Raw genomic sequence first — 24,735 nt, 5'->3', positions numbered from 1 at the left:
CGCTCACAAACGAGATAATAGCATAATCGTGGATTCATTGCAAGTGCATAGAGTGTTTTGAATTACTACAAATAAAATACTTTAAAAATATCAGCAATAAAATTTAATATCATCAGTCACAAAAGCTTTTTTCCACTTTGCACAGATTAAAAAAAACTGAGCAGATATGAATTCCATTAACTCATTTAACTGTTTATTGGATATTTTACTTCCATTGCTTGCCAAAATACATCCACCAGACCTTGTCAGCCATATTTTTGTTGCATTTGGTGTAGGCTTTCCCTTTGAAACATGAACATGGATTGGTTCTCCATTTTCATTTGACCAGAAATATACCGTATAACCACTTACCGTAAATAATTTAGGCAATATTGATTCCCCCATTCTCAGCATACTTATATAACAAATGTGCATTGCTGTGTAAAATTTCTTCAAAAAAAGCTATTTCTTCATCAGAATATCCCTCTCGTTCTGTCCACTTATAATCAGGCAATTCACACCTAGCCGAATCAAAGCCATCTTCAGTTGGCCGTTCAAAATTTACAATTACTTTTTTCTTTCCGTCTTCTTCAATCACTTGAGAATGTACAATTTCCGTTTCATCTGCCAATGTCATATATGGATACATCATATTACCCCTCCATTTCTGTGCCTTTATTTTGCACACAACTTATTTTTATCGAATATACTCTTATATATTAACCTATTAATATTATTGTATCACAAATGTACAATTTTTTACACATACCTAATCTCCACAAGCTTAAGTCCCCTTGCCGGTGCTGTCGGCCCCGCTTTCGCCCTGTCGGTTGAAGCTATTATTTCTCCAATCTTTTCAGATGGTATATTTCCTTTTCCCACTTCGAGAAGTGTTCCCGCAATTATACGCACCATATTATAAAGGAAACCGTTTCCGTTTACTCTTATTCTTATAAGCCTGTCATTTTCTTTTTGTTTATCAGTCCCGGCAGACAAATCTTCACTGTTTTCACCATCAGGCTTTGCTTTTCCAAGCTCTATGCACTCGACCTCTAAACTGTATATTGTCCTGACTGTTGTTTTCACCTGCGCTCCCGCTGAACAAAATCCGGCAAAGTCATGTTCCCCGATAAATGCTTTGCATGCATCCTGCATTGCTTTCACATCAAGATTTCCATAATCAAAATGTGCCGTATTTCTGTATTCAGGTAACGGAAATTTTCTGTTCAAAATCGTGTATTCATATGTTTTTCTGCATTCCTGATAACGCGGATGAAAGTCTAATGCCACTTCTTCTGAACTTTGTATTATTATATCTTCCGGAAGTCTTTGATTCAGCGCATATGAAAATTTTCCTCCCGGTATCCTGCTCTCTGTATCAAACACGGCAACATTGCCAAGTGCATGCACTCCTGCATCGGTTCTGCTTGCCCCTATAACTTCTATATGTTCCCCGGTGAGCTCTGATATGACTTTATTTAATTCACCCTCAACTGTAACCGCATTCGGCTGTATCTGCCAGCCATGATAATTCGTGCCATCGTATGCCACTGTCAGTTTTATTCGTTTCATTTTTTCCCCTTACCACCATTTATCCCAAATGTTTTTTGGCATATTCGTAAGCACCATGTCAAAGCCAGCCATGCACATTGCAAAAAACACTATCATTATCAAAATAATAATTGCCACAAAATCGTAGGTTCCCGCTTTTTCAGGTACCAGACAATTATAATATAATATTTCCATGCCGAGTGCAACCAAAATCAACGGCCACAGATGAAAAATCAATGTATAGTTTAGTATGCCGCCAAATATACGAATCATAAACAATATTCCAAATAATACAAGTGAAACTCCCAGTGTTATTGTGCCTATTCTGCGCTGTCTCATTTATCCTCTCTCCCCTCAAAGTATTTCTCGTCATCAAAATCAAATGCTTTCTTTTTCCCCATTATCATGCGTATTCCGACTGAGATTATAATAAATGCTACTGCGAACTGTGATACATAATGCAATAAAAATTCATTTATTTCATATGAAATGTATATTCCCATACCTGCAAGTGCCGAAATAATGCTGTTACATAACATATATATACCCAGACATATGAGAACTATTGCTAATACATTTCTGCCCTTTCCTTTTGGAATTTCAGTAAGTCCATCTAAATGAGAACCCCATATATAATTATCTTCAAGTTCCTCAAATTCTTCATCTGGCAATGAATTTTTGTTCATGGCATCAAAAAAAGCATAGAACCAAACAATTATTGCACCGAAACCAAACATTTCAATATACAGCCAATTTGTCAGTATTAAAATTCCAAAAAACATTGTCATAAGGCTTACGCCCTCTTTAAAAAATCCTAAAAACATCTGTCCTGCTCCCGGTATACATGAAAAACAGAATGTTAAAAATTTTCCTTTTTTTCTTTTCATAATAATCCTTATTCCTCCAACCTATTTTATTTTTTTATATTCAAATATTTTTGCAAATTTCTAAAAACCCTGTTTATACTAAAACTTCTACTCCCACTGCTTTCCCTATGCTTTTCCATAAATTTTTTTCGTTCTGTGTCCTGCTTTTTTTTCATTTCCGACTGTTTTTTTTCATACGCCGATTTTTTTGCCGTCAAATCTTTTCTCGCAGTTTCACTTCCAATTTTTTCACCTATATCCTGCTGCACTTCCTCTAAGACTGTTCCCGGCATGCTCTGTGAATCCGAGTTATATGTTAAGTTCGCAGTAACCAATAGTGCAAACGACATACACATTCCAAGTGCAACCCTTGTGCAATATCTGTAATACTCTCTGCGTCTTCGCTGTTTTGTCGGTATTTTCTCTGCTTTTTCCAAGATTTCCACCGAAACACCATGAGGTAACCCTATCATTTCCGTTTGAGGTAATCCTGACGCAAATCTTCCGGCACAATATTCACATTTTGCAATATGCGTAAGCATATCTGTTTCTTCGGGCTGTCTCAGCATATGCGCATAATATTTTTTTATCTGCTCGTCAGTTATATGTGCCATAACGTCCTCCTTTCAATTTTTTTTGAAGCATTTTCTTTGCCCTTGAAATTTGTGTCTGAATTGTTTTCAACTTAATTCCACGTCTCTCGGCAATCTCTCTTGCCGTCTTATCACAACAATAAAATTCATAAGTAACTTCATTATATGGCGGCTTTAAATCTCGGCAGGCATTGATAAGTTCCTGATTTATCTCTTCTTCCAAAAAAGCTTCCTCAACAGATGAAACTGTCCCGACATTACTTTCCAGTATGTCATCTTCAGCCGGCATCTCTTTTCTTCTTTTGGATTTAAGAATATCAAGACATTTATTCGTTGCAATTTTCGTTAAAAAAGCCTTTTCATTCTGACCATCAAATCGGTCAAGCACCCTGTAATATGTAAGAAATGTTTCCTGAGTCATATCCTGAGCATCAAAATAATCTCCCAACATACGATAACATATTGAAAAAATAAGTTTTTCGTATTGCTCCATAGCCTTTTCCAATTGCATCATATGTATGGTATTGTCCGCCAAGCTTCATCACCTCCCATTTTCCCTTTTCATTATACTTAAACGAATGACTTTTACAAAAACCTTCAAAAATAAGTACAAAAAGTTTTATATAACACAAAAAAATACAGACTATGCATGCATAACCTGTATTCTTTACTCTATTTACCTAAAAATATTATCTTTTTGTGCATCACCATCTATTGTTGCCATAAGTAACTCATCGCATCTTGATATTGCTTTTGATATTTCATCCCATTCTCCAACCTTTAAAGCCATCTGAAATACCTTTGCAACTTCATAATTTGGCACATATTCACTCTTTCTGTCTTTTCTAAAGCTGGCATTTCTCGGATTAAAATATATCCCCATTTTTTCACTCCATTTCACAAAATCTAATACTGTTCACTTATACTCCCTCTATCAAAACTTCCTTACCTTTAAATGCAAAACCATAATGTCTTATATTCTCCTTTTTTACACCTCTCCTTACAAGTTCAGCATCATAGTCTTTTTCTTTTATCTGTTGCAATGCAGACTCGGCTGTTTCCTTTAAGCCGGTTTCTTTTCTGGGATTTATAACTTTAAATTCTATAACTATTCCCGGGTATCGTATATCATCTTTATCCACAGGTTCAAGCATTATATCATACCGTCCATAACCACTCTCCCTGTTTGAGTTTATAATATAGTTTTCTGTCTGATCTACCATAAGACCTAATACAAAACCGTGGAAAAAATTTTCCGGTGCTTTTCTTTCTGATGTATGTTTTCCTGAATCAAATGAACTGAATATTTTTAATGCAACGTCATTCATATACTCATTCATCCCCTCTACATCCCCACATATAAGTGCTTTTACAAACTCATTTGTCTCTGTCTTTGCCGTACTGAACCATCTTAGTATCATATTTTCAAACATAATCCGTATTTCCAGATTTGTAAGTGTAAGTCTGTATTTGCGCGCTTTCCTACGACTTCCATCCAACGGGTCTGCTGATACTACTTTAAGATATCCACTTGCAAGCATAAGGCTCCACACTGCGTCCTCCGAATAATCAAGTTCTGAAAATACTATCTGCTCGTCTATAGGTACCTCTATTGTCCCATCTTTAAGAAGTATTTCCATAAACATTTTTATATAAGAACTTCCCTTTTGTATAAGGCTGTTTATAAGCCCGTTGGAACTTGAATCTGCCCAATAGGTCTGTAAGCTCTTAAATTTCAAAAAATTTATTATAGACCACGGATTGTAAATATCTTTTTTATCTCCAAACGAAAAACCATCATACCAAGTCTTAACTTCCTCTTTTTCATTTGAAAGTCCCTGTTCGTCAAGTGCTTTAAACACTTCTTTTTCCGTAAACCCAAATGCTGTCTCGTATTGATTTGATGTAGTGGTGATTACGACCAGGTTATTAAGATCCGAAAAAATACTTTCTTTCGAGACACGAGTTATGCCTGTCATTATCGCCCTTTCAAGGTATGGATTGGTTTTAAATGTAGAATTAAACATACTTCTTGTAACTGCTACAAGTTCTTCCCAATACCCGTTTATATATGACTCCTGCATAGGTGTATCATATTCATCAAGTAAAACTATTACCTTTTTCCCATAATATTTCTGCATAAAACAGCACATCTGGTTTATGGCGGTGCTCAATATGACATCAGACATATCCATATCCACACTTCTAAAAAACTTTTTTTCATTCTCTGTTAATATACCACTATCATACAAATACTCATTTTCATTGTATAACTTTACTATCTGAAAACATATTTGTTCTCTGGCAACTTCAAATTTTTTTGTCTTAATCTCCGCAAAACTTAAAAATATTACAGGATATGTTCCCTGCAATTCACGATATTTTTCATCTTTCCAAATATCAAGTCCTTCAAATAAATCTCCTCTGTCTCTATACTCGTTTGAAAAAAAACACTTTATCATATCCATGTTTAATGTTTTTCCGAAACGACGTGGGCGTGTTATAAGTGTTACTATATCGTAATTATCCCACCACTCTTTTATAAATAAAGTTTTATCTATATAAAAATTATTTTTTTCCCGTATTGATTCAAAACTTTGATTCCCTATACTTATAACTTTTGCCATATACTATCTCCTACTCTTATTGAAATAAATCCCCGTAACTTAATAAGTTACATTTTTTTAAGTCCACATGCAGTTACAATTCCTGTCATATTTGTTCCGACCATGGCACTGTTGTGGAGTATATTTTTTGCATAATATACTGCCGCACCGCCATTTACTTAAATGAATATGAAACTGACTCATTTCCTGCTAAATCTGAAACCACACAGTCTCCTTTAACTGTATATGATTTTACGATTTTACCTTTCTTTGATATTTTCTTGCCATTCACCTCATCTATTCCTGATTTATCCGTAATTTTGCAAATAATCTTTTTTCCTTTCCTCGTAACTTTTATCTTGGGTGCCTTTGTATCTTTCCAAACTTTAAGAATGGATTTATGACCATCTTTATCTGTAATTGATAATATATGTTTACCCTCCGGAATTTTTAATTTAGATGCTGTCTTAAATTCCATATTTAATTCACTCGCTGTCCTTTTACTAAAGTCGTTCCATAACACGATATCATTTGCTGCCGGTTTTCTTATTTTATCTAATTTGTAAGATTTTTTGCCATCAAGCACTATCTTATCTACCGAGTCTGTGTTATCAAGAACCTCGTAACTTATACTCTTGCCAAATTTATTTATATTTCCTATCATTACATATCCTGTAAGTGGTCTTTCCTTATCGGCACCTAAACCATAAACTGAATATGACACCGGATTATATCCTGAAGTTTCTGCATATTTTTCTCTAAATGATAATACTACTCCTGTCTTTTTGAAAAGTGCTGCATCGTTGACAAGATAATCCGTCTTTACTCCTGTTTTATAATATGGTTTCTTTACTTTAGCTGCATAACCTGCTTCCCCAAACAATGTACTTGTCATCAAACCTGCTGCAACTGTCATAGTGATAATTTTTTCAATCTGTTTTCTCATAAGCGTCACCCTCCTTAAAAAATCAAACTTATTTTTGAACCTTTCTTTAAAGAATATCATTCACTTTAAGTCCGGTTAATCTTTATTTGTTATTACTGTTTCACTTATTAAGACAGATATCTTTCTTACTTGTTGCAAAAAATTTAAAGTTGATTTAATTTTTTTATATTTTCCATACGAAAATCACTCTCCATATTTTATCTTAGGCAGATTCCATTCAAAGTGAACCGCAAGTACACGCACCGCCACGACAAGCACTGAACAACCGACTATTGCCGTATTTCTTCCTATATAATTATAAATAACTATATATGCCCCCGCTCCTGCTGCCGATGCAACTGCATATATGTGTTTTTTAAATATATACGGTATCATCCCACTCATTATATCACGCAGAACTCCGCCACCTACTCCCGTTATAACTCCGACAAATATAAGCAGAAATGTATTTGTATTGTAATCACTGACTGTCTTTTTTGCCACATCTATTCCTATGACCGTAAAAGCGCCAAGTCCGACCGCATCTGTAAGCATAAGAATATACTCATATAGTGCCACAAATCTTTCACTCGGATTTTTTGCATGCTCAGATGCATTCATTATCATAAATATAAATACAAGACATGAAACTATTGCCGCTATGCTTACATCCCTGGGATTTTTAAATGCCGCCGGCGGTGTATTGCCAAGTAACACATCCCTCGTTATGCCGCCTCCAACCGCTGTCACAATTCCAAGCACACATACTCCAAGCAAATCCATCCTCTTTTTTATCGCAGTCATCGCTCCCGATATTGCAAAAGCCACAACTCCTATTATATCTAAAATATCTATCAAATCATTCATGTTCTTTATCTCAACTTTCCGTTTAGACCAAAACAGGATATAATTCCTGCTTCAAGGCATTTTTATCTCAAAACAAAAATCATATCCTGTATGTATTATGATGGTGGCTTTCGCGCATTCGATTAAAGTCTCTTCATGAGTTCTTCTCTCTGAGCCTCAAATCCAGGTTTTCCAAGTAATGCAAACATGTTTTTCTTGTAGCTCTCAACACCCGGCTGATTGAATGGGTTTACTCCTAAGATATATCCGCTTACACCACAAGCAAACTCATAGAAATAGAAGAGCTGTCCAAGATAAAACTCGTTCTGCTCAGGTACCTTTACTACAAGGTTTGGTACATTTCCGTCTGTATGTGCAAGCTGTGTTCCCTTCATGGCACTCTTGTTGATAAAGTCTAATGTCTTACCTGCAAGATAGTTAAGTCCGTCAAGGTCAACTGCTTCTTCCTGAATTGTAATATCATATGAAGGTTTCTCAAGTTCCATGATAGTCTCAAACATGATACGGCTTCCGTCCTGAATGAACTGTCCCATTGAATGAAGGTCAGTTGTAAGGTCAACTGATGCCGGGAAAATACCTTTCTGGTCTTTTCCTTCACTCTCTCCGAAGAGCTGTTTCCACCACTCTGCTACATAATGGAATGCAGGTTCATAGTTTCCAAGAATTTCAACGCTCTTTCCTTTGCGGAGAAGAATATTTCTGATTGCTGCATATTTTAATGATTCATTCTCGTCAAAATCTTTATTCAGGCATACTTCTCTCATAGAAGCTGCACCTTCCATAAGTTTTGCAATATCTGCACCACTTACTGCAATTGGAAGAAGTCCTACTGCTGTGAGAACTGAGAAACGTCCTCCTACATCGTCAGGTACAACAAATGTCTCATAACCTTCTTCTGTTGCAAGGTTCTTGAGTGCTCCCTTTGCCTTGTCTGTTGTTGCATAAATTCTCTTTGCAGCTTCCTCTTTACCATACTTCTTTTCAAGCATCTCTTTGAAAATTCTAAAAGCTACGGCAGGCTCTGTTGTTGTTCCTGATTTACTGATTATATTTACAGAGAAATCTCTGTCCCCGATTACTTCTATAAGCTGTGAAAGATATGTTCCGCTAAGGCTGTTTCCACAATAATAAATCTCAGGTGTCTTACGGATTTCTTTAGATACACTGTTGTAGAAACCATGTCTTAAAAACTCAATTGCTGCTCTTGCCCCAAGATATGAACCACCGATACCAATTACAAGAAGCACCTCAGAATCAGATTTAATCTTTTCTGCTGCTTTCTGAATACGTGCAAACTCCTCCTTATCATAGTCAACCGGAAGGTCTATCCATCCAAGGAAGTCATTTCCTGCACCTGATTTGCTTACAAGTACATCTTTTGCATCATTTGCAATCTTTGCCATAGACTTGATTTCGTCCTCTGACACAATACCATTTGTTAATGAGTAATCAAATTTTACCTGTGTTCCCATTATCGTAATCCTCCATTTCTGTGTTAAAACACCTTTGATTTGTGTTATTGCGGTAATCTATTGCATTATAGCTTAAAAGCAATAACATCTAAATTTAAGATATCTCATTTATTATAAGCGTGGCAAAACTAAAATTCCCACCCTTATATAATATAAATTATCCCCTATCATTTCAAGTTTAATTTTTTGATTTATTTATAAGAAATTTCTGAAATTTTAATATAATTACCTCTGGTACTCCAAATTTCCAAACTTCGTATATTGCGACAGCCACGCAAGTTCAACCGGACCGGTCGGACCGCTTCGCTGTTTTGCCACTATGACTTCCGCCACACCTTTTTTCTCCGAATCCGGATTATAATATTCATCTCTGTATATAAACATTACAATATCCGCATCCTGCTCTATCGCTCCCGATTCACGAAGGTCTGAAAGCATCGGTCTTTTATCAGGTCTTGACTCAACGGCACGGGAAAGCTGTGACAAAGCTATTACTGGAACGTCAAGTTCTCTTGCCATTACCTTAAGCGAACGCGATATATCAGATATTTCCTGCTGTCTGCTGTCACTTTTTCTTTTGCCCGCACCCGTCATAAGCTGAAGATAATCTATTATAACAAGGTCAAGTCCCTGTTCTATTTTTAATTTACGGCATTTCGAGCGGAGTTCCGATGCCGTAATTCCTGATGTATCATCGATTACAAGATTTGAATTTCCTATTTTTCGTACACTTCCTACAAGTTTGTCCCAGTCATCATCTTCCAAATCACCGGTTCGTATCTTTTGCGAATCTACCATTGAATTCATGGCAAGCATACGTTTTACAAGCTGTTCTTTACTCATCTCGAGACTGAACAAAGCTATTGTACTGTTGCTGTGAAGTGCCACATACTCGGCAATATTCAGCACAAATGCTGTTTTACCCATTGCCGGTCTCGCCGCTATAAGTATAAGGTCGGATTTTTGCAATCCTGCCGTTTTAGCATCTAAATCTCTAAAGCCTGTTTCAAGACCCGTGATGTTTCCTTTTTGTTTAGCCGCCTTTTCTATACTGTCAAGAGTTCTGAGCACAACGTCTCTGATTGGCTCAAACTCACTTCCTCCACGCTGCTGTATTACATCAAACACGCTTTTTTCGGTGTCCTCGAGAATATCCTCTAACGGCTGGCTGTCCATGTAACACTCTCTTGTAACCTGTTCTGTTACCTTGATAAGTCTTCTTAAAACAGCCTTTTCATGTACAATCTCCGCATAAAATTTTACATTTGCCGATGTGGGAACACTTGCTAAAAGTTCTCCTAAATATTCCACACTGTAAAGTTCAGGTGTGACTTCCTTCTCACGAAGCTTATTCTGGATAGTGACCAAATCGGCTCCTATCCCGTCTCTGTACATTTCAACAAGAGCATCAAAGATAATTCCATATTGCTGTTGATAAAATTCTCCTGCTGTAAGTATCTCGGAACATACCATTATAGCATCCGAATCTAACATCATCGCTCCTATAACAGCTTTCTCCGCTTCCACATTGTTAGGCGGAAGTCTCTTTATCACTTCTTCTTCCAATTTTTTTACCTCTTAAGCCTCTTTTACGACAACTCTAAGTTCAGCTGTCACTTCCTTGTGAAGCTTTATCTTGACATTGAAAATTCCCGGACTTTTGATAGGTACATCAAGTTCCATTTTCTTTTTGTCAAGTTCATAACCAAGCTGGCTTTTTGCTGCTGCCGCAATCTCTTTTGTTGAGACAGAGCCGAAACTTCTTCCGCCTGAACCTGTTTTTATTGAAACTGTAACCTGTTTTTCCTCGAGTTCCTTTGCAAACTCTTTTGCAGCCTCAAGTTTTTCCTTTGCAAGCTTCTCTTCATTTTTCTTCTGAAGTTTAAGCTCATTTAAATTGTTTGATGTTGCCTCAACACCAAGTTTCTTTTTTAATATAAAATTTCTGGCATATCCGTCGTTTACCTTTACAATCTCTCCTTTTTTTCCAAGAGATTTTACATCTTCTAATAATATTACCTGCATATCTATATTTCTCCTTCCTCTATCATCCTGTCTATTTCTTCTCTAATCATATCTTTTACAGCTTCCACTTCAACATTCTCAAGCTGTGCCCCCGCCATATTTATATGACCGCCGCCGCCAAACTGCTCCATCATAATCTGGACATTGACTTCGTCAATTGAACGTGCACTTATATACACTTTCCCTCTATATTTTGTAAGTACAAATGAAGCTTTAACTCCATTTATGTCGAGAAGTGAATTTGCAATTTTGGATGCAAATACAGTCGGTGATTCTATTCCCTCACTCTTGCTTTCTGCTATTGCAAATGCATCCTTGTAAAGCTCCGTATCCTGTATAGCCGCCGCTCTTATCTTATATTCGTCAATGTCCTCCCTGAAAGCCTTTCTTATGCGAACCGCATCAGCTCCGTTTCTTCTCAGATAAGCCATTGCCTCGAAAGTCCTGACACCCGTTTTATTTGAAAAATAATTTGTATCAATCATAATGCCGGCATACATTGCCTCGGCTTCTGCTGATTTAAGCTTAAGACCATTGCCGATATACTGTGAAATCTCAGCAACCATTTCACTCGCAGACGATGCATATGGCTCAATGTAAAACAATACCGCCTTATCAATCGCATCTCCCGCCTGTCTGTGATGGTCTATCACTACAACAGACTGAGCCTGCTCAATAAGTTCCGGGCATTCTGTATAACTTGCTCTATTTACATCTACAATTACAAGTACCGTATTTTCATCTACAAGTTCTTTTGCCTCGTCACCTGTAACAATCATGTCACCCTCGTATTCTTTTGTATAAAATCTGTCTCTTATAGGTTTAACTGACTGATTTACCTCATTTAATACGACATTCGCTTTTCTGTTAAGCGTCTTTGCAATGCGGTATATACCTATTGAAGCACCGAAAGAATCGACATCACCTATAGAATGTCCCATTACGACAACTCTTTCCTTGCCCTCTATAAGTTCTTTTAAAGCATGTGCTTTTACTCTCGCTTTTACCCTTGTATTTCTTTCTATCTGAACACTTTTTCCACCGTAGAATTTTTCCTGGTCAACAGATTTGACTACAGCCTGGTCGCCACCTCTTCCGAGTGCAAGATCTATGGCAGCACGCGCAAGGTCATATCTCTCAACAAATGTATCTCTGCCCACACCAATACCAATACTTATGGTTGCACTTGATTCATTTCCGAGATTTATATCCCTTATTTCTTCTAAAATTGCAAAACGATTTGAACATATCTCCGCAAGATAACTCTGTTTAAATAAAAACAAAAATTTATCCTTCTCCAGTTTTTTAGAGATTGCATCTATCCCCTGCATGTATTTATTGATTTTTCTGTCTATCAGAGCCATAATCAGCGACTGCCTAATTTCATCGATGCTGTCGATAAGCTCATCATAATTGTCAATATATAAAAGACCCACAACAAGATTTTCCGCTTCTCTCTTCTGCTCAAGTTCCATCATGTCAGTCTCATCATACAGGAATACAGAAATGAGCCTGCTGTTATCCATAAGCTGATTTATGTCAGTTTTTACCATCTCATCATCCGGTGAGTCTGATACAATAAGTTTCATAACAGCACGATAATATTTATCTTCTGTTTTTACATGTATCACCTTAATCTCATCAGAGTCCGGCAGACTGTCTATTGTAATTTCCTCAAATATGTTTGAAATGTTTCTTCTTGCCGCTTTTTTGTTGACTATGACTGATACAAATTCATCATTGCCCCACAGCATATGACCATCATCGCTCAGAATTGCAAACGGAACAGTCAATGTTTTCATCATCCGCATTTGCATTTCACCATAGTTTGTAGCAAATTCTATAAGATCTTTCTTGAGCTTTCTTCTACCGGAAAAATTTATAAGAAAAGCTATCAACAAATAAATAACAGTGTAAAACACACCCATTATACCGGCTTTAACTGACACTGAAAAAAGCTGAACTGTCATTAAAATAAATAACAATCCAAAAAACAGAGGCCATCTCAAATAGGTCTTAAGATTTCCTCTAAGCCTTATTCTATGTTTCATTCTATACATTATTCTCCATTCCTGCACAACATACTGTGCCTGCATGTTTTTTGCACATTACAAAGTTTCGCCAGAAACTTTTAATATGAACACTTTAGTGTTCATTATATCATCAACAGATATTTAGCGTCAAACTTTACTATTTTTCCCATCTGCCTGAAGCACCACACGGAAGTACCAACCCATTTGATGATACAGGAAGTCCGATTTCCTGTGCTTCAACTTTTCCACCTGCTTTTTTCACAAGTTCTGTATTCAACATGTATGAAAGAACCGCCGGCTGAAGACCTGTCGTATATGAATTTATAAGGAAGAAAAGCGGGTCATCCGATAATATCTGAGTACATAATTGTATAAATGGATGTATTTTTTCTTCTATCTTCCATATCTCACCTTTAGGTCCTCTTCCATATGAAGGCGGATCCATAATAATTCCATCATACTTATTTCCACGTCTTATTTCTCTCTCAACAAATTTAACGCAATCATCAACAAGCCATCTTATAGGTGCTTCTGAAAGTCCTGATGCTGCCGCATTTTCTTTTGCCCAGGTAACCATTCCCTTTGATGCATCCACATGTGTAACACTGGCTCCTGCCGCTGCTGCCGCAAGTGTCGCACCACCCGTATATGCAAACAGATTTAATACTTTTACAGGTCTTTTGGCATTTCTTATCTTTTCTCCAAACCAGTCCCAATTCACCGCCTGCTCCGGAAACAATCCCGTATGCTTGAACTTGAAAGGCTGCAGGTTAAACACTAATTTGCCGTATTTAATCTGCCATGTATTTGGAAGATTAAAAAATTCCCATTCACCTCCGCCTTTGTTGCTTCTGTGATAATGACCGTTCATCTTCTTCCAGCCTTTTGCCTTTTTAGGCGTATCCCATATAACCTGCGGGTCAGGTCTGACAAGGATATAGTCTCCCCATCTCTCCAGCTTTTCACCGTCTGACGTATCTATTACCTCATAATCTTTCCAATTGTCTGCAATCCACATTTATCTTCCTCCATTATAAAAATTTTGATATTTCTTTTAACATCTCATCTACCTTGATTGGTTTTGAAATATGAGCATTCATTCCTGATTTTAAAGACTCCTCAACGTCTTCTGCAAAGGCATTCGCACTCATTGCAACTATAGGTATCGTCTTTGAATCTTCCCTGTCGCCGCTTCTCAATCTCATTGCCGCCTCATGCCCGTTCATAACCGGCATATTTATGTCAAGAATAATGAAATTATATGTTCCCGGCTCACTGTTTTCAAACTCTTCAACAGCCTGTAAGCCATTTTCCCGTACAGTTACCTTTGCACCATACATTTCAAGCACTGTCTTTGCAATCTCCGCATTAAGCTCATTATCCTCTGCCATAAGAATCCTTTTACCGTCAAGCTTAGAAACTTCAGGTTCATCATCATCTTTCAATGCTGTGTACCTATCACTTTCCTCCTTGCTCGGATAAGAAAGCTTTATTTCAAAACAGAACTCTGAACCTTTTCCAAGCTCACTCTGAACTTCAAGTTTTCCTCCCATAAGATGAACAAAATTGTTGCTTATGGCAAGTCCCAGTCCGGTTCCTCCATACTTTGAAGAAGAATTCTGCCCTGCCTGTTCAAACGCTATAAATATCTTTTTCTGATCCTCTCTACTGATTCCAATACCATTATCTTTGATACTGAACTTAATCCTTGCTGCCTTTTTGTCCGAATATACCTCCTGTATTCTGACTGTAATTTTTCCATTTTCATGTGTAAATTTCAGTGCATTTCCCGCTATATTTATAAGTATCTGACTTAATCTGAGTTCATCCCCCACAACAATAGGCCTTACATAATCCCTTTTAAGCTCAAATGTAATATTTTTTTCATCAGTCTGCGGTCTCATAAGCATTTCAACCTTATCTGCTATCTTATCAAGACTCATTGTTCTGCTGACCAATGTCATTCGACCACTCTCAATTTTTGAAAGGTCGAGTATATCATTTATAAGTGTAAGCAGATGCTGTGATGAACTCTCAATCTTATCAAGACATTCCTCAACCTTATTCATATCTGACATATTTGCCTTAGCTATGTCTGTCATTCCGATAATAGCATTCATCGGAGTTCTTATTTCATGAGACATATTTGAAAGAAAAGCTGTTTTCGCTTTATTGGCAATATCAGAATGAAGCTTTAACACATACCCGCCAAGAATATTTGAATATTTCAACAGATATTTCTTTTCATTTCTCTTAAACGCCCCTTCTTCTCTTTCAAAAACAACCCCGCCCCTTATCCTTCCCTCGGATACAATGATACATATAATGGCATTATTCAACATATTTTTGTATGTATTTAAGCCACGTATCTCGCAATACTTCTTTATTTCATCATCTGAAAAATCAAAAATCACCCGTCTGCTTTTCTTTATTTCATTAAGTATCTTTATATCTAAATGATTATTTGCGGCAAACTCTTTATCAACATATTTTTTATCGGACGACCACTGATAAGACAGATGTGCATTGTTTCTGTCATCCTCAAATTCATACACACTCACCCTGTTTAAATGATAAAACAGCCCTGCTCTTGCGAGTGCTATCTGAAGCGAACTTCTAAGGTCTTTTGACTCGACAAACAGCTTTTCTATATCTTTTACAAGTCTCTCATCCTGTTTAAACTCGCTCTCATCTGAAACTTTCTCCGCATCAAAACTCTCATCTTCCAAATATTTATCTGCGACTTCATGTTCTTTGTCTTTCTCCTGCACCTTTTCATTGTTTTCTAAATCGTCTGCTCTCTGTGCTTTTGCATATTTTAATGCAACTTCAAAAAGTTTCTCAAACCATGCCTTGCCTGTATGATAACCAAAATAATATTTTATTCTGTTAATCTCTTTTTCACCTACATAAATGTTTGACAAAACACGGCTTATCTCTCTGCGAAGTTTTCTGACATTTATCAAATCACAGTTAGGTATAAAAAACATAAACGCTGCTCCCGGCAGCTTTGCCACATAAACTTTCTTCTCACTTCCAAATTTTCTAAGTTCACCGGCAATCATTACTATAAGATTATCAGCATAAATATCCCCATAACATTCAACTATGTCATTCATGTTTTTTATGTTGATTATCATAACTTCATGTATTCTGTCAGGCTCCTGTTCTTCAAGCTCTATTGCAATCTGTCTCACTCTCTCAAACGAATATAAACCTGTTAATGCATCCCTCTGTCTTGCAATTCTTTCTCTTTCTTCCCTCTCTTTCTCGCTTGTAATGTCGCACAATCGTCCTACTACAAGTTCCAGCTTGCCATAATCATCATATACGGCATTTCCTTCATAACGAAACCACTTCTCAACTTTTTTATCATTCTCTTCAAACTTAGCTCTAAATATATCTGACTGCTCCTTCTTCGTTCCAAAAACCATATCAAATATTTTCTTTCTTGTTTCATCATCAAACCAGACGCAATCTGATATAAAATCCATCGCATTTTTTATGACAACATCTTTTCTATCTCCTGTCATAGATGCATTAGCATAATACTCATCATTAAGCATATCATACTCAAATATAATATCATTTGAGTTTTTCATTGCTATATTCATATGCGTATCTTTTCTTATAAGTTCATCTATTAACTCTCTCTGTTTTATAATATATGTTCTAAATCTCCTAGCCATATATCTTAAAACAGGGAATATAATAAGAAATTCTAAAGTAATTCCCGTCACAAGCGGAAAATATACCTGTACAAAAGTTTCTCCTGTATATACATACTTCAACATTTCAATCGACCTGAAAATATATGCTATCAAAAAACATATATACGTCAGAATCATCACCTTGGTAGTAAGATATTCATCAAAATAAAGACAGCTCACTATAACCGCAAACAGCATCGTAGCATAAATACCTATACGATACTGTGTTGAAAATACAGACACACAAAGAATACTGCATGTCAGATTATAGTATTTTATAAAATTTTGTGACTTTGATAATCTAATAACTATGCTTGGAGATATTCCACAAAATGTTCCCACTGCAAAAGCTACAATACACATTCTTCTGCTTATCTCAAACATCCCCAGATAATTAAGAACCAGCATGAACCAGATAATTATTGCCGCTCCAAACATCCATTTACAGACCTGTTTATTTACTTCTTTTTCATTCTCTATAAAAAACGGTGTATTATTCATAATTCTCCTCAATCCAATTACAAATATAATCCTCTTTCCTCTTTAAATTTTATTGCACCTAATTCACATGATATTATAACATTTTCGTTTACAAAAAAAAAGATATAGACAACTCAATGCCTATATCTTTTTAATTTAAACAGTACGCTTTGCCGTAACCGGCAAATTTTTATGCTTTGAACTAAAATTCTAATGTGCAAGTATAACTTTCTTAGGACATTTAGCAGCACATGCTCCACATCCCTTACACTTGCTCTGGTCAATATGTGCAATATTATTCTCTACATGAATTGCATCAAATTTACATGTCTTTTCACAAAGACCGCATCCGATACATCCTGTATCACATACTGACATAACCTTTGGTCCCTTATCTTTATTTGAACAAGCAACTGACCATTTTGCATCATATGGTATAAGCTCGATAAGTCCGTTTGGACACTCCTCTGCACACTTACCACATGCAACACATTTTTCTTTATCTACTATCGCAACACCATGTTCTACATGAATTGCATCAAATTTACATGCTGCAACACATGAGCCAAAGCCCATACATCCAAATGAACATGCCTTATCACCACGTCCCGGAATTGCTGCTGCTCTCTTACAATCTGAAATTCCGTAATAGTTTGCCTTGATTCCCGCCTTGTCACATGTTCCTGAACATTTGACATATGCTACCATCTTGACACTTTCTCCTGCTGCAACTCCCATAACATTTCCTATCTTTTCAGCAACTGCTGCTCCACCTACAGGACATGCATTTACAGGAGCTTCTCCTGCTGCAATTGCCTTTGCCAAAGCATCACATCCGGCATATCCGCAGCCACCGCAGTTATTTCCCGGAAGAAACTCTCTGACTTCGATTTCTTTTTCATCAACAGGAACTGCGAATGCCTTTGCCGCAAATCCCAAAAGGAGTCCTATAAGAAGACCTATCAAACCAACAACTACCGCTGCCATTATTACGCCTGTCATTTATACTCCCCCTTTCTAAACAAGACCTGCAAAGCCGCAGAATGCAATTGCCATTAAGCTGGCTGTTACAAGTACAATTGGTGTTCCCTTAAAAGAATGTGGAATATCGTTAAATTCGATTCTCTCACGGATACTAGCCAATATAACAATAGATACGAGGAAACCAAGTGCTGTAAATAAGCCTGTAACAACACTTTCTATAAAGTTGCAGCCGTTTGTGATGTTGTTGAGTGCAACACCTAAAACCGCACAGTTTGTTGTGATAAGAGGAAGGTATACACCAAGTGCCTCATAGAGAGGTGGCATAAACTTTTTTAATACCATTTCAACAAACTGAACAAGAGCCGCAATTATAAGGATAAATGCGATAGTTTCCAGATACGCAAGTCCCAAAGGAACAAGAATAAAATAATATATCGGATAAGTAATGGCAGATGCTATCGTGATAACGAATGTAACTGCCGCACCCATACCTGCTGCCGTTTCAACTTTCTTTGATACACCGAGGAAAGGACAGATACCGAGGAACTGACTAAGTACAACATTACTTACCAACATTGATGAAATCATAATTACAAATAAATTCACTTAAATCAATCCTCCTTTTTCTGAGCTTCGGCTGCTTTTGCTGCCGCCTCTTTTGCTTTTGCTGCTGCTTCCTTTGCTGCCTGAGCTTTTGCTGCCTTTGCTGCAACTCTCTCAGCCTCAACAAGACCTTTATTTGCTGCACAGCTTGAACCTATACAGCTTGCGCAGTTACCGCCACAGGCGATATTTGTATCATTTGTCTCAACATTTGTAGCAGAAGGCATTTTGAGTTTGTTCTGCAATGCCGTAAGGAATGAGAGAACAAGGAATGCTCCCGGTGCAAGTACGAAGAATGTAATATGATAATCCTCAGGAATAAACTGATGATTAAATATAGCACCACTTCCCAAAATTTCACGGCAGATACCGATACATGTAAGACCAAATGTGAAACCAAGTCCCATACCAAGTCCATCAAATATTGATGGAAGTACAGGATTTTTAGAAGCATAAGCCTCTGCTCTACCAAGAATGATACAGTTTACAACGATAAGCGGAATATAAACACCTAATGCTTTGTTGAGTGACTGCATATATCCCTGTAATAAAAGCTGTATTATCGTTACGAATGAAGCAACGATTACGATGAATGCCGGAATACGAACCTTATCCGGAATAACTTTTCTAAGTAATGATATAAATGCATTGGAAAGTATAAGAACTGCCGTTGTCGTAAGTCCCATGCCAAGTCCGTTTATGGCTGAAGATGTAACGGCAAGAGTAGGACACATACCAAGCATCATTACAAAAGTCGGATTTTCGGTAATAATACCGTTTTTTAATCTCTCTGTACAAGAACTCATGTCTTTACCCCCTTACTTTCCGGTCTGAGCTGCGACAAATTTCAGAGCTACATTGACAGCTCTTGTCACGGCTTTACTTGTAATGGTAGCACCTGAAATAGCATTAACTGTGCCGTTGTCTGCACTTCCGCTGCCATCCTTTACAACTGATAATGTTTTGTCTGATTTCATTCCTACATACTGGCTGTTCCAAGTCTCTTTTGTTGAATTCTGACCAAGACCAGGTGTCTCGTTGCTCGCATCAAGAATCTGAATGCCAACAACCTCGCCCTCATTTGTGATACCAAGTGCAATAGTTACTGCTCCGCCGTAGCCTTTTCCACTTACTTTAAGAACATAACCTGTCTGTGAACCGTCTTTAGAAGCAGTTCTTGCCTCGATAATTTCTTCGCTTGTATATGAGAATGTATCATCATCAATCTTACCTGCTGCAACATCCTTTTGGAATGATTCAACAGCTTTTGTAAGGGTGTCATCTGCTTTAAACTCTGCATCCTTATAAACAGCAGCATACGCTTCATTTGTAGCTTTCTCGTCTGCGGCTGCTATAGGTCCTTTTGTAATTGTATAAACTCCACCGAGCATAACACCTGCTATAATTGTTATAACAAAAAGCATAATCGCATCATGCATAAGTGTTGATTTGTTTTCATTATTTGCCATCTTTAATTCCCTCCTTTCCAAATGGAACAGGAATAGTCACCTTTTCAATCAATGGAACTAACAGGTTACAGATAATGATGGCGTAAGAAACACCTTCTGCAGATGCACCGAAAATACGGAATATTCCTGTAAGAATACCAAGAAGTACACCAAATATAATCTGTCCCTTCGGTGTGATAGGACTTGTAACATAATCTGTTGCCATGAAGAATGCACCGAGCATAAGACCACCACCGCAGATTTCAGCTGCAAGATATGTGAGATCAAAACCACGTCCGCCAAATATAAGTGCAAATATTGCAAATGTTCCAATATAGCATACAGGAATCTTCCATGTGATAACTTTCTTTATAAGAAGATATGCTGCACCAAGAAGAAGTGCAAGTGCTGAAGTCTCACCTATAGTTCCTCCGATAGTACCGATAAACATCTTAAGAACACTTGTGGCAACCTGTGTCTTGCCGTCACCGGATGCAAGAAGATCTGCTACTGCTGTAGCTTTGTCACCGTTTTTGATGATTGCAAGTGGTGTAGCTCCTGTAACACCGTCATATGTAAATGAAGTCATCTTTCCGGCAAATGAAATCATGAGGAAGCATCTTGCTCCGAGTGCCGGGTTCATAAAGTTCTGACCAAGTCCTCCGAAAAGCTGTTTTACTATAATAATCGCAAACACACTTCCGAGTATAGCCATCCATACAGGGAATGTAGATGACAGGTTGAGTGCCAAAAGCAATCCTGTAAGTGCTGCACTTCCGTCACTTACCGTAACCGGAAGTTTCATAGCCTTCTGCCAGATGTACTCAGTAAGTACAGCCGCAGCAACGCAGGCTACAATAAGTATCGCTGCCTTATATCCGAAATTATATATACCAACGATGGTAGCGGGCATAAGTGCGAGAAAAACATCCCACATGATACTTTTCGTAGAAGATTTGTCACGAACATGTGGTGATGATGAAATATTTAATAAATTACTCACCTTTTATCCCTCCTATTTCTTTCTTCTCTGAGCTGCCACATACTGACGAGCCTGCTTAAATGTCTGTGTAAGAGGACGTTTTGCCGGACATACATAAGTACAGCTTCCGCACTCGTAACACTCCATACCGTTAAGTTTTACAAATGTATCATAATCATTATGCATAGCTGCCTGTGCCATCTTCTGAGGTACAAGGTTGCCAGGACAGGCCTGAACACAGCGGCCGCATCTGATACATGGTGACGGCTCATTCTCAGCAACTTCGTCCTTTGTCAGTGCCAAAATAGAAGAAGATGTCTTTGTGACAGGAACATTGAGATCAAACATGGCAAATCCCATCATAGGACCACCTGAAATAATCTTTGCAGGATCCTGCTTAAATCCTTCACCTTCTGCTACAAGGTCTGCATGGTTGCAGCCTATACGCACATTAACATTGACAGGAGTATTGAACGCATCGCCGGTAAGTGTCATAACTCTGGTAATAAGAGGTGTCTGCTTACAGACAGCTCTGTAAATAGCTATAACCGTAGATATATTGTCAACTATGCATCCTGCATCAGCCGGAAGCTTTGCAGAATAAATCTTTCTCCCTGTAATGGCAGAAATAAGAGTACGCTCACCACCCTGCGGATACTTTGTCTTTAAAGGCATAACCTCTATACGGCTTTCTCCCTGGGCTGCCTGCTTCATCTTTTCAATGGCATCAGGCTTGTTGTCCTCGATTCCGATAACTCCCTTTGCCTTGTCAAAAAGTTTAAGTATGACTTTAAGTCCTCCGATAATCTCTTCCGGACATTCAAGCATCTGTCTGTAATCAGATGTAAGATACGGCTCACACTCAGCACCATTTACAAGAATATAATCAATCTTGTCAGGCTCCTTTGGTGTAAGTTTTACATTTGTTGGAAAACCTGCACCACCCATACCTACAATACCAGCTTCTTTTACAATGTTTCGAATCTCGTCATTTGACAGTTTGGTGTAATCCCTATCCTCACCAAGTCCTTCAATTCCTGTGTATTCTCCATCATTTTCAACAATCACGCAGGTTGCCTTAGCTCCGTTCAAAAGCATTCTAGGCTCAACTGCCTTTACAGTTCCAGAAACTGAGCTGCAGATATTTGCTGAAATAAATCCGCTAGCTTCACCAATTTTTTGTCCAACAAGTACTTTATCACCTTTTTGTACAACAGGTGTTGCCGGTGCACCGATATGCTGTGACATAGGAAAAACCATATCACCTTTAGGCATAACAGTCTTTATAGGCAGGTCTTTGGACAATTCCTTTCCCTCGTAAGGATGAACACCCCCACGAAATGTTGCTTCACTCATTCTGGTTCCCCTTTCTTTATAATTTTTTATATTTTTTGCCCCATATCACCAAATAATATATGTATGAAACATATGCATATTCAATGATTTTCATATGTACATTCACCCTATTGTTCCTTATGACAAAAAATATAATATCCCGACTTTTATTGTACCATTTTACCGAGAATTGTCAATCTGAATGGTGAAAAACTAAGCATAATCGCCAAAAACCATTTTAGCAACTGTCAAAAATATATCAATAGACACAGGCAGACCATCAACTTTCCATAAAAGTAATTATTACAAATGTAACCAACACCATCTAAAATACGATATGATTAGTGAACGGCTAAATACAGTAGGAAAGAAGGTGAAAATTTGGAAGACGAAAAAATCGTTCAGTTGTATTTTAATCGTGATGAGAATGCAATTAAATATACAGCAGATAAGTATAGCTCAAAACTCTGTAATATTTCTTATAAAATAGTCAGAGATACATGTACGGTGCAGGAGTGTGAAAATGATACATATATGGAAACTTGGAAACGAATACCACCGAGCAATCCAAAGGATTATTTTTTTGCTTTTCTTGCCCGGATTATTCGTACTATCTCCATTGACAGATACAGGAAAGAAACCAGCCTTAAAAGAAATTGCAATATTGTTGAACTGTCTAAAGAGCTTGATAACTGTATTCCTGCAATTGATAGTGTTGAAAGTGAAATTGAAGCAAAACTGCTAGGTGAAATGGTTAGTCGTTTTTTATATACATTATCAGATGAAAAACAGATAATGTTTGTGCGTAGATACTTTTATATGGAGAGTATAGCTGAAATTGCAAAACATTTGTCAATTACCGAAAGCAAAGTGAAAACTTCACTGTTCCGAGTACGCGGCAAGCTTAAAATCTATCTTGACAAGGAGGAATTTCTATGAATATGGACAAATTATATTGTATTGGTTATATTGATGACGAACTCATTGAAAAAGCTGATAAGTATATTTCAAAAAAAAGAAGTGTACTTTTAAAAAATGGACTGCTCTGACAGCAAGTTTTATAACAATATTTCTTATCTTTGCAGCTCTTATTTCATTTAAGAACAAAAATACCATAACAGCATATGCATATGTAACAAATGAAAAAATCACTTCAACCGCAGCAGTAATAAAAACCGGAACCATTAGTGACAGTGGTGAAATGAAAGGCCATCAGCTTATTTTTTATATTTTAGGAGAAAATATAGAAAAAATCAGATTTTCCTGCAAAAATCAGCAGCTTGATTTCAAAGACTGGAAAGAAAAAAGAAACGAATATGCAAATGCACAGAATTTTGAAATTTCGTATGGTAATAATAAAAAAGAATACAAATACCTTACAATTTCATGGATACCAAATAAAACTATTAGTGAATTAAGTGATAATGAAAATGCAAAAATCAAAAATCTTGCAAAAGAATTGAAAGAAGATATAATTGTCATGGAGGTTACTTTTAAAAATGGAAATACAGCAACAAAAGCTATATCAATTTCACTATCTGATAATGGAAAATTTTTAGCTTCATTTAGTGATTACAAAATCAAAAAAACAGATAAATTTGTCAGGCGTTCAAATGATAAACCCCTCAATAGTACTTATATTGATAAAAATGAAAATACAAACAAAATATCTTCAATAAAAAATGAAAAGAAATCAGTATATAAATTATCAAAAAAACAAATTAAAAAAGCTGAAATTGCCGCAATCAGATACTATTCAAAAACCATCTTTACAGTAAATTACATTAAATTTGATAAAAAAGGCAGTGCAAAACTGCATGGTAAAAAATATAAATTTATCGTAAATGTGAGCAAAGAAGGTATTGTACAGAACCCGGACAGAATGATAATTTTGAAAAAAAATCGCAAAGGCATATGGAAAGTTACAAATGAAGGTTATTAGCGAAAAGTCAAGATGAACTCCCCTGATAGTGTAAAAACAGGCATAAGTAACATTGCGTATATGATGTTCTGCTTATGCCTGTTTTTATTATTTACTAAGCTGCTAACGGGATTTGAACCCGTGGCCTCCGCCTTACCAAGGCGACGCTCTACCTCCTGAGCCATAGCAGCAATCATAGCAAATATTATATATTACTTTGTGCTGTATTTCAAGTATTTTTTAGATTTTATATTTATACCAAAAATGAAATTTTAAATTCCACTGCCATATAGGGCGGTGGAATTCAGTCCTGCACAGTAGATATTTACTCTTTCATACATCAGTGTTATTGTAA

At 36.9% G+C, this 24,735-nt stretch carries 25 protein-coding genes and 1 tRNA gene; 2 read left to right on the top strand and 24 right to left on the bottom strand.

The window, feature by feature from the left end; translation table 11 throughout:
• Nucleotides 1-90: 90 nt before the first annotated feature.
• The 23 genes from ACZLXV_RS01040 to rsxC all read right to left on the bottom strand — a co-directional run bounded on the left by ACZLXV_RS01040 (nt 91) and on the right by rsxC (nt 22,480).
• Complete coding sequence (locus ACZLXV_RS01040) at nt 91-369, bottom strand: DUF4160 domain-containing protein (RefSeq protein WP_022223818.1); 279 nt, start codon at nt 367-369, stop codon at nt 91-93.
• A complete protein-coding gene (locus ACZLXV_RS01035; protein ID WP_022223819.1) occupies nt 362-631 on the bottom strand; it encodes a hypothetical protein in 270 nt (89 codons plus the stop codon). The genes ACZLXV_RS01040 and ACZLXV_RS01035 overlap by 8 nt, the downstream gene beginning before the upstream one ends.
• A gap of 107 nt (nt 632-738) precedes the next feature.
• The gene (truA, locus tag ACZLXV_RS01030) at nt 739-1,551 is read right to left on the bottom strand and encodes a tRNA pseudouridine(38-40) synthase TruA (RefSeq protein ID WP_482382231.1); all 813 of its coding nucleotides are present in this window, start codon (nt 1,549-1,551) and stop codon (nt 739-741) included.
• 9 nt (nt 1,552-1,560) lie between these two features.
• Nucleotides 1,561-1,869: a hypothetical protein gene (locus tag ACZLXV_RS01025; RefSeq protein WP_482382230.1), complete on the bottom strand. Its 309-nt coding sequence runs from the start codon at nt 1,867-1,869 to the stop codon at nt 1,561-1,563.
• The gene (locus ACZLXV_RS01020) at nt 1,866-2,417 is read right to left on the bottom strand and encodes a hypothetical protein (protein WP_482382229.1); all 552 of its coding nucleotides are present in this window, start codon (nt 2,415-2,417) and stop codon (nt 1,866-1,868) included. The genes ACZLXV_RS01025 and ACZLXV_RS01020 overlap by 4 nt, the downstream gene beginning before the upstream one ends.
• A 26-nt stretch (nt 2,418-2,443) precedes the next feature.
• Nucleotides 2,444-3,010 (bottom strand): hypothetical protein, encoded by a 567-nt coding sequence (locus tag ACZLXV_RS01015; RefSeq protein WP_482382228.1) that lies wholly within the window; start codon nt 3,008-3,010, stop codon nt 2,444-2,446.
• Nucleotides 2,994-3,524 carry an RNA polymerase sigma factor gene (locus tag ACZLXV_RS01010; protein WP_482382227.1) on the bottom strand — a complete coding sequence of 177 codons (531 nt, stop codon included), beginning with the start codon at nt 3,522-3,524 and terminating at the stop codon, nt 2,994-2,996. Before ACZLXV_RS01010 ends, ACZLXV_RS01015 begins: the two co-directional genes overlap by 17 nt.
• A 141-nt stretch (nt 3,525-3,665) precedes the next feature.
• On the bottom strand, nt 3,666-3,872 hold the full coding sequence (locus ACZLXV_RS01005) for a hypothetical protein (RefSeq protein ID WP_022223825.1): 207 nt from the start codon (nt 3,870-3,872) through the stop codon (nt 3,666-3,668).
• A 37-nt stretch (nt 3,873-3,909) separates the two neighbouring features.
• Nucleotides 3,910-5,616: an AAA family ATPase gene (locus ACZLXV_RS01000; protein WP_482382226.1), complete on the bottom strand. Its 1,707-nt coding sequence runs from the start codon at nt 5,614-5,616 to the stop codon at nt 3,910-3,912.
• 154 nt (nt 5,617-5,770) lie between these two features.
• Nucleotides 5,771-6,541 carry a hypothetical protein gene (locus ACZLXV_RS00995; RefSeq protein WP_482382225.1) on the bottom strand — a complete coding sequence of 257 codons (771 nt, stop codon included), beginning with the start codon at nt 6,539-6,541 and terminating at the stop codon, nt 5,771-5,773.
• Nucleotides 6,542-6,724: 183 nt separating this feature from the next.
• Nucleotides 6,725-7,387, bottom strand: coding sequence for a trimeric intracellular cation channel family protein (locus ACZLXV_RS00990; protein WP_482382224.1), 663 nt, complete (start codon nt 7,385-7,387; stop codon nt 6,725-6,727).
• 122 nt (nt 7,388-7,509) lie between these two features.
• Nucleotides 7,510-8,859, bottom strand: a complete 1,350-nt coding sequence (locus ACZLXV_RS00985) for a glucose-6-phosphate isomerase (protein ID WP_022223829.1) — start codon at nt 8,857-8,859, stop codon at nt 7,510-7,512.
• A gap of 225 nt (nt 8,860-9,084) precedes the next feature.
• Complete coding sequence (dnaB, locus tag ACZLXV_RS00980; protein ID WP_022223830.1) at nt 9,085-10,425, bottom strand: replicative DNA helicase; 1,341 nt, start codon at nt 10,423-10,425, stop codon at nt 9,085-9,087.
• Nucleotides 10,426-10,437: 12 nt separating this feature from the next.
• Nucleotides 10,438-10,884 carry a 50S ribosomal protein L9 gene (gene rplI, locus ACZLXV_RS00975; RefSeq protein WP_482382223.1) on the bottom strand — a complete coding sequence of 149 codons (447 nt, stop codon included), beginning with the start codon at nt 10,882-10,884 and terminating at the stop codon, nt 10,438-10,440.
• Between the two features lie 2 nt (nt 10,885-10,886).
• The gene (locus ACZLXV_RS00970) at nt 10,887-12,935 is read right to left on the bottom strand and encodes a DHH family phosphoesterase (protein ID WP_482382222.1); all 2,049 of its coding nucleotides are present in this window, start codon (nt 12,933-12,935) and stop codon (nt 10,887-10,889) included.
• A 139-nt stretch (nt 12,936-13,074) separates the two neighbouring features.
• Entirely contained in the window at nt 13,075-13,935 is an 861-nt protein-coding gene (locus ACZLXV_RS00965; RefSeq protein ID WP_367336542.1) for a class I SAM-dependent methyltransferase, read from the bottom strand.
• A 13-nt stretch (nt 13,936-13,948) separates the two neighbouring features.
• Complete coding sequence (locus tag ACZLXV_RS00960) at nt 13,949-17,128, bottom strand: ATP-binding protein (protein ID WP_482382221.1); 3,180 nt, start codon at nt 17,126-17,128, stop codon at nt 13,949-13,951.
• Nucleotides 17,129-17,317: 189 nt separating this feature from the next.
• Nucleotides 17,318-18,109 carry an RnfABCDGE type electron transport complex subunit B gene (locus tag ACZLXV_RS00955; protein WP_367336544.1) on the bottom strand — a complete coding sequence of 264 codons (792 nt, stop codon included), beginning with the start codon at nt 18,107-18,109 and terminating at the stop codon, nt 17,318-17,320.
• Between the two features lie 15 nt (nt 18,110-18,124).
• Nucleotides 18,125-18,697, bottom strand: coding sequence for an electron transport complex subunit RsxA (gene rsxA, locus ACZLXV_RS00950; protein ID WP_022013603.1), 573 nt, complete (start codon nt 18,695-18,697; stop codon nt 18,125-18,127).
• A gap of 5 nt (nt 18,698-18,702) precedes the next feature.
• Entirely contained in the window at nt 18,703-19,500 is a 798-nt protein-coding gene (rsxE, locus tag ACZLXV_RS00945; protein WP_482382220.1) for an electron transport complex subunit RsxE, read from the bottom strand.
• 12 nt (nt 19,501-19,512) lie between these two features.
• Entirely contained in the window at nt 19,513-20,163 is a 651-nt protein-coding gene (locus ACZLXV_RS00940) for an RnfABCDGE type electron transport complex subunit G (protein ID WP_482382219.1), read from the bottom strand.
• Nucleotides 20,153-21,145, bottom strand: coding sequence for an RnfABCDGE type electron transport complex subunit D (locus ACZLXV_RS00935; protein ID WP_022223837.1), 993 nt, complete (start codon nt 21,143-21,145; stop codon nt 20,153-20,155). The genes ACZLXV_RS00940 and ACZLXV_RS00935 overlap by 11 nt, the downstream gene beginning before the upstream one ends.
• A gap of 12 nt (nt 21,146-21,157) precedes the next feature.
• The gene (gene rsxC, locus ACZLXV_RS00930) at nt 21,158-22,480 is read right to left on the bottom strand and encodes an electron transport complex subunit RsxC (protein ID WP_022223838.1); all 1,323 of its coding nucleotides are present in this window, start codon (nt 22,478-22,480) and stop codon (nt 21,158-21,160) included.
• A gap of 360 nt (nt 22,481-22,840) precedes the next feature.
• Between rsxC and ACZLXV_RS00925 the strand changes: the two genes are divergently transcribed.
• Together ACZLXV_RS00925 and ACZLXV_RS00920 are read left to right on the top strand one after the other, a co-directional pair.
• Nucleotides 22,841-23,398 carry an RNA polymerase sigma factor gene (locus ACZLXV_RS00925; RefSeq protein WP_482382218.1) on the top strand — a complete coding sequence of 186 codons (558 nt, stop codon included), beginning with the start codon at nt 22,841-22,843 and terminating at the stop codon, nt 23,396-23,398.
• Nucleotides 23,399-23,660: 262 nt separating this feature from the next.
• Nucleotides 23,661-24,401, top strand: coding sequence for a hypothetical protein (locus ACZLXV_RS00920; protein WP_482382217.1), 741 nt, complete (start codon nt 23,661-23,663; stop codon nt 24,399-24,401).
• Nucleotides 24,402-24,498: 97 nt separating this feature from the next.
• Here the strand turns inward: ACZLXV_RS00920 and ACZLXV_RS00915 are convergent.
• Nucleotides 24,499-24,571 (bottom strand) — tRNA-Thr (locus ACZLXV_RS00915).
• Nucleotides 24,572-24,735: the final 164 nt, after the last annotated feature.

Source organism: Butyribacter sp., assembly GCF_056818865.1.
Note: the sequence above shows the minus strand (reverse complement) of the source record. Positions and strands in the feature narration are given on the sequence as shown.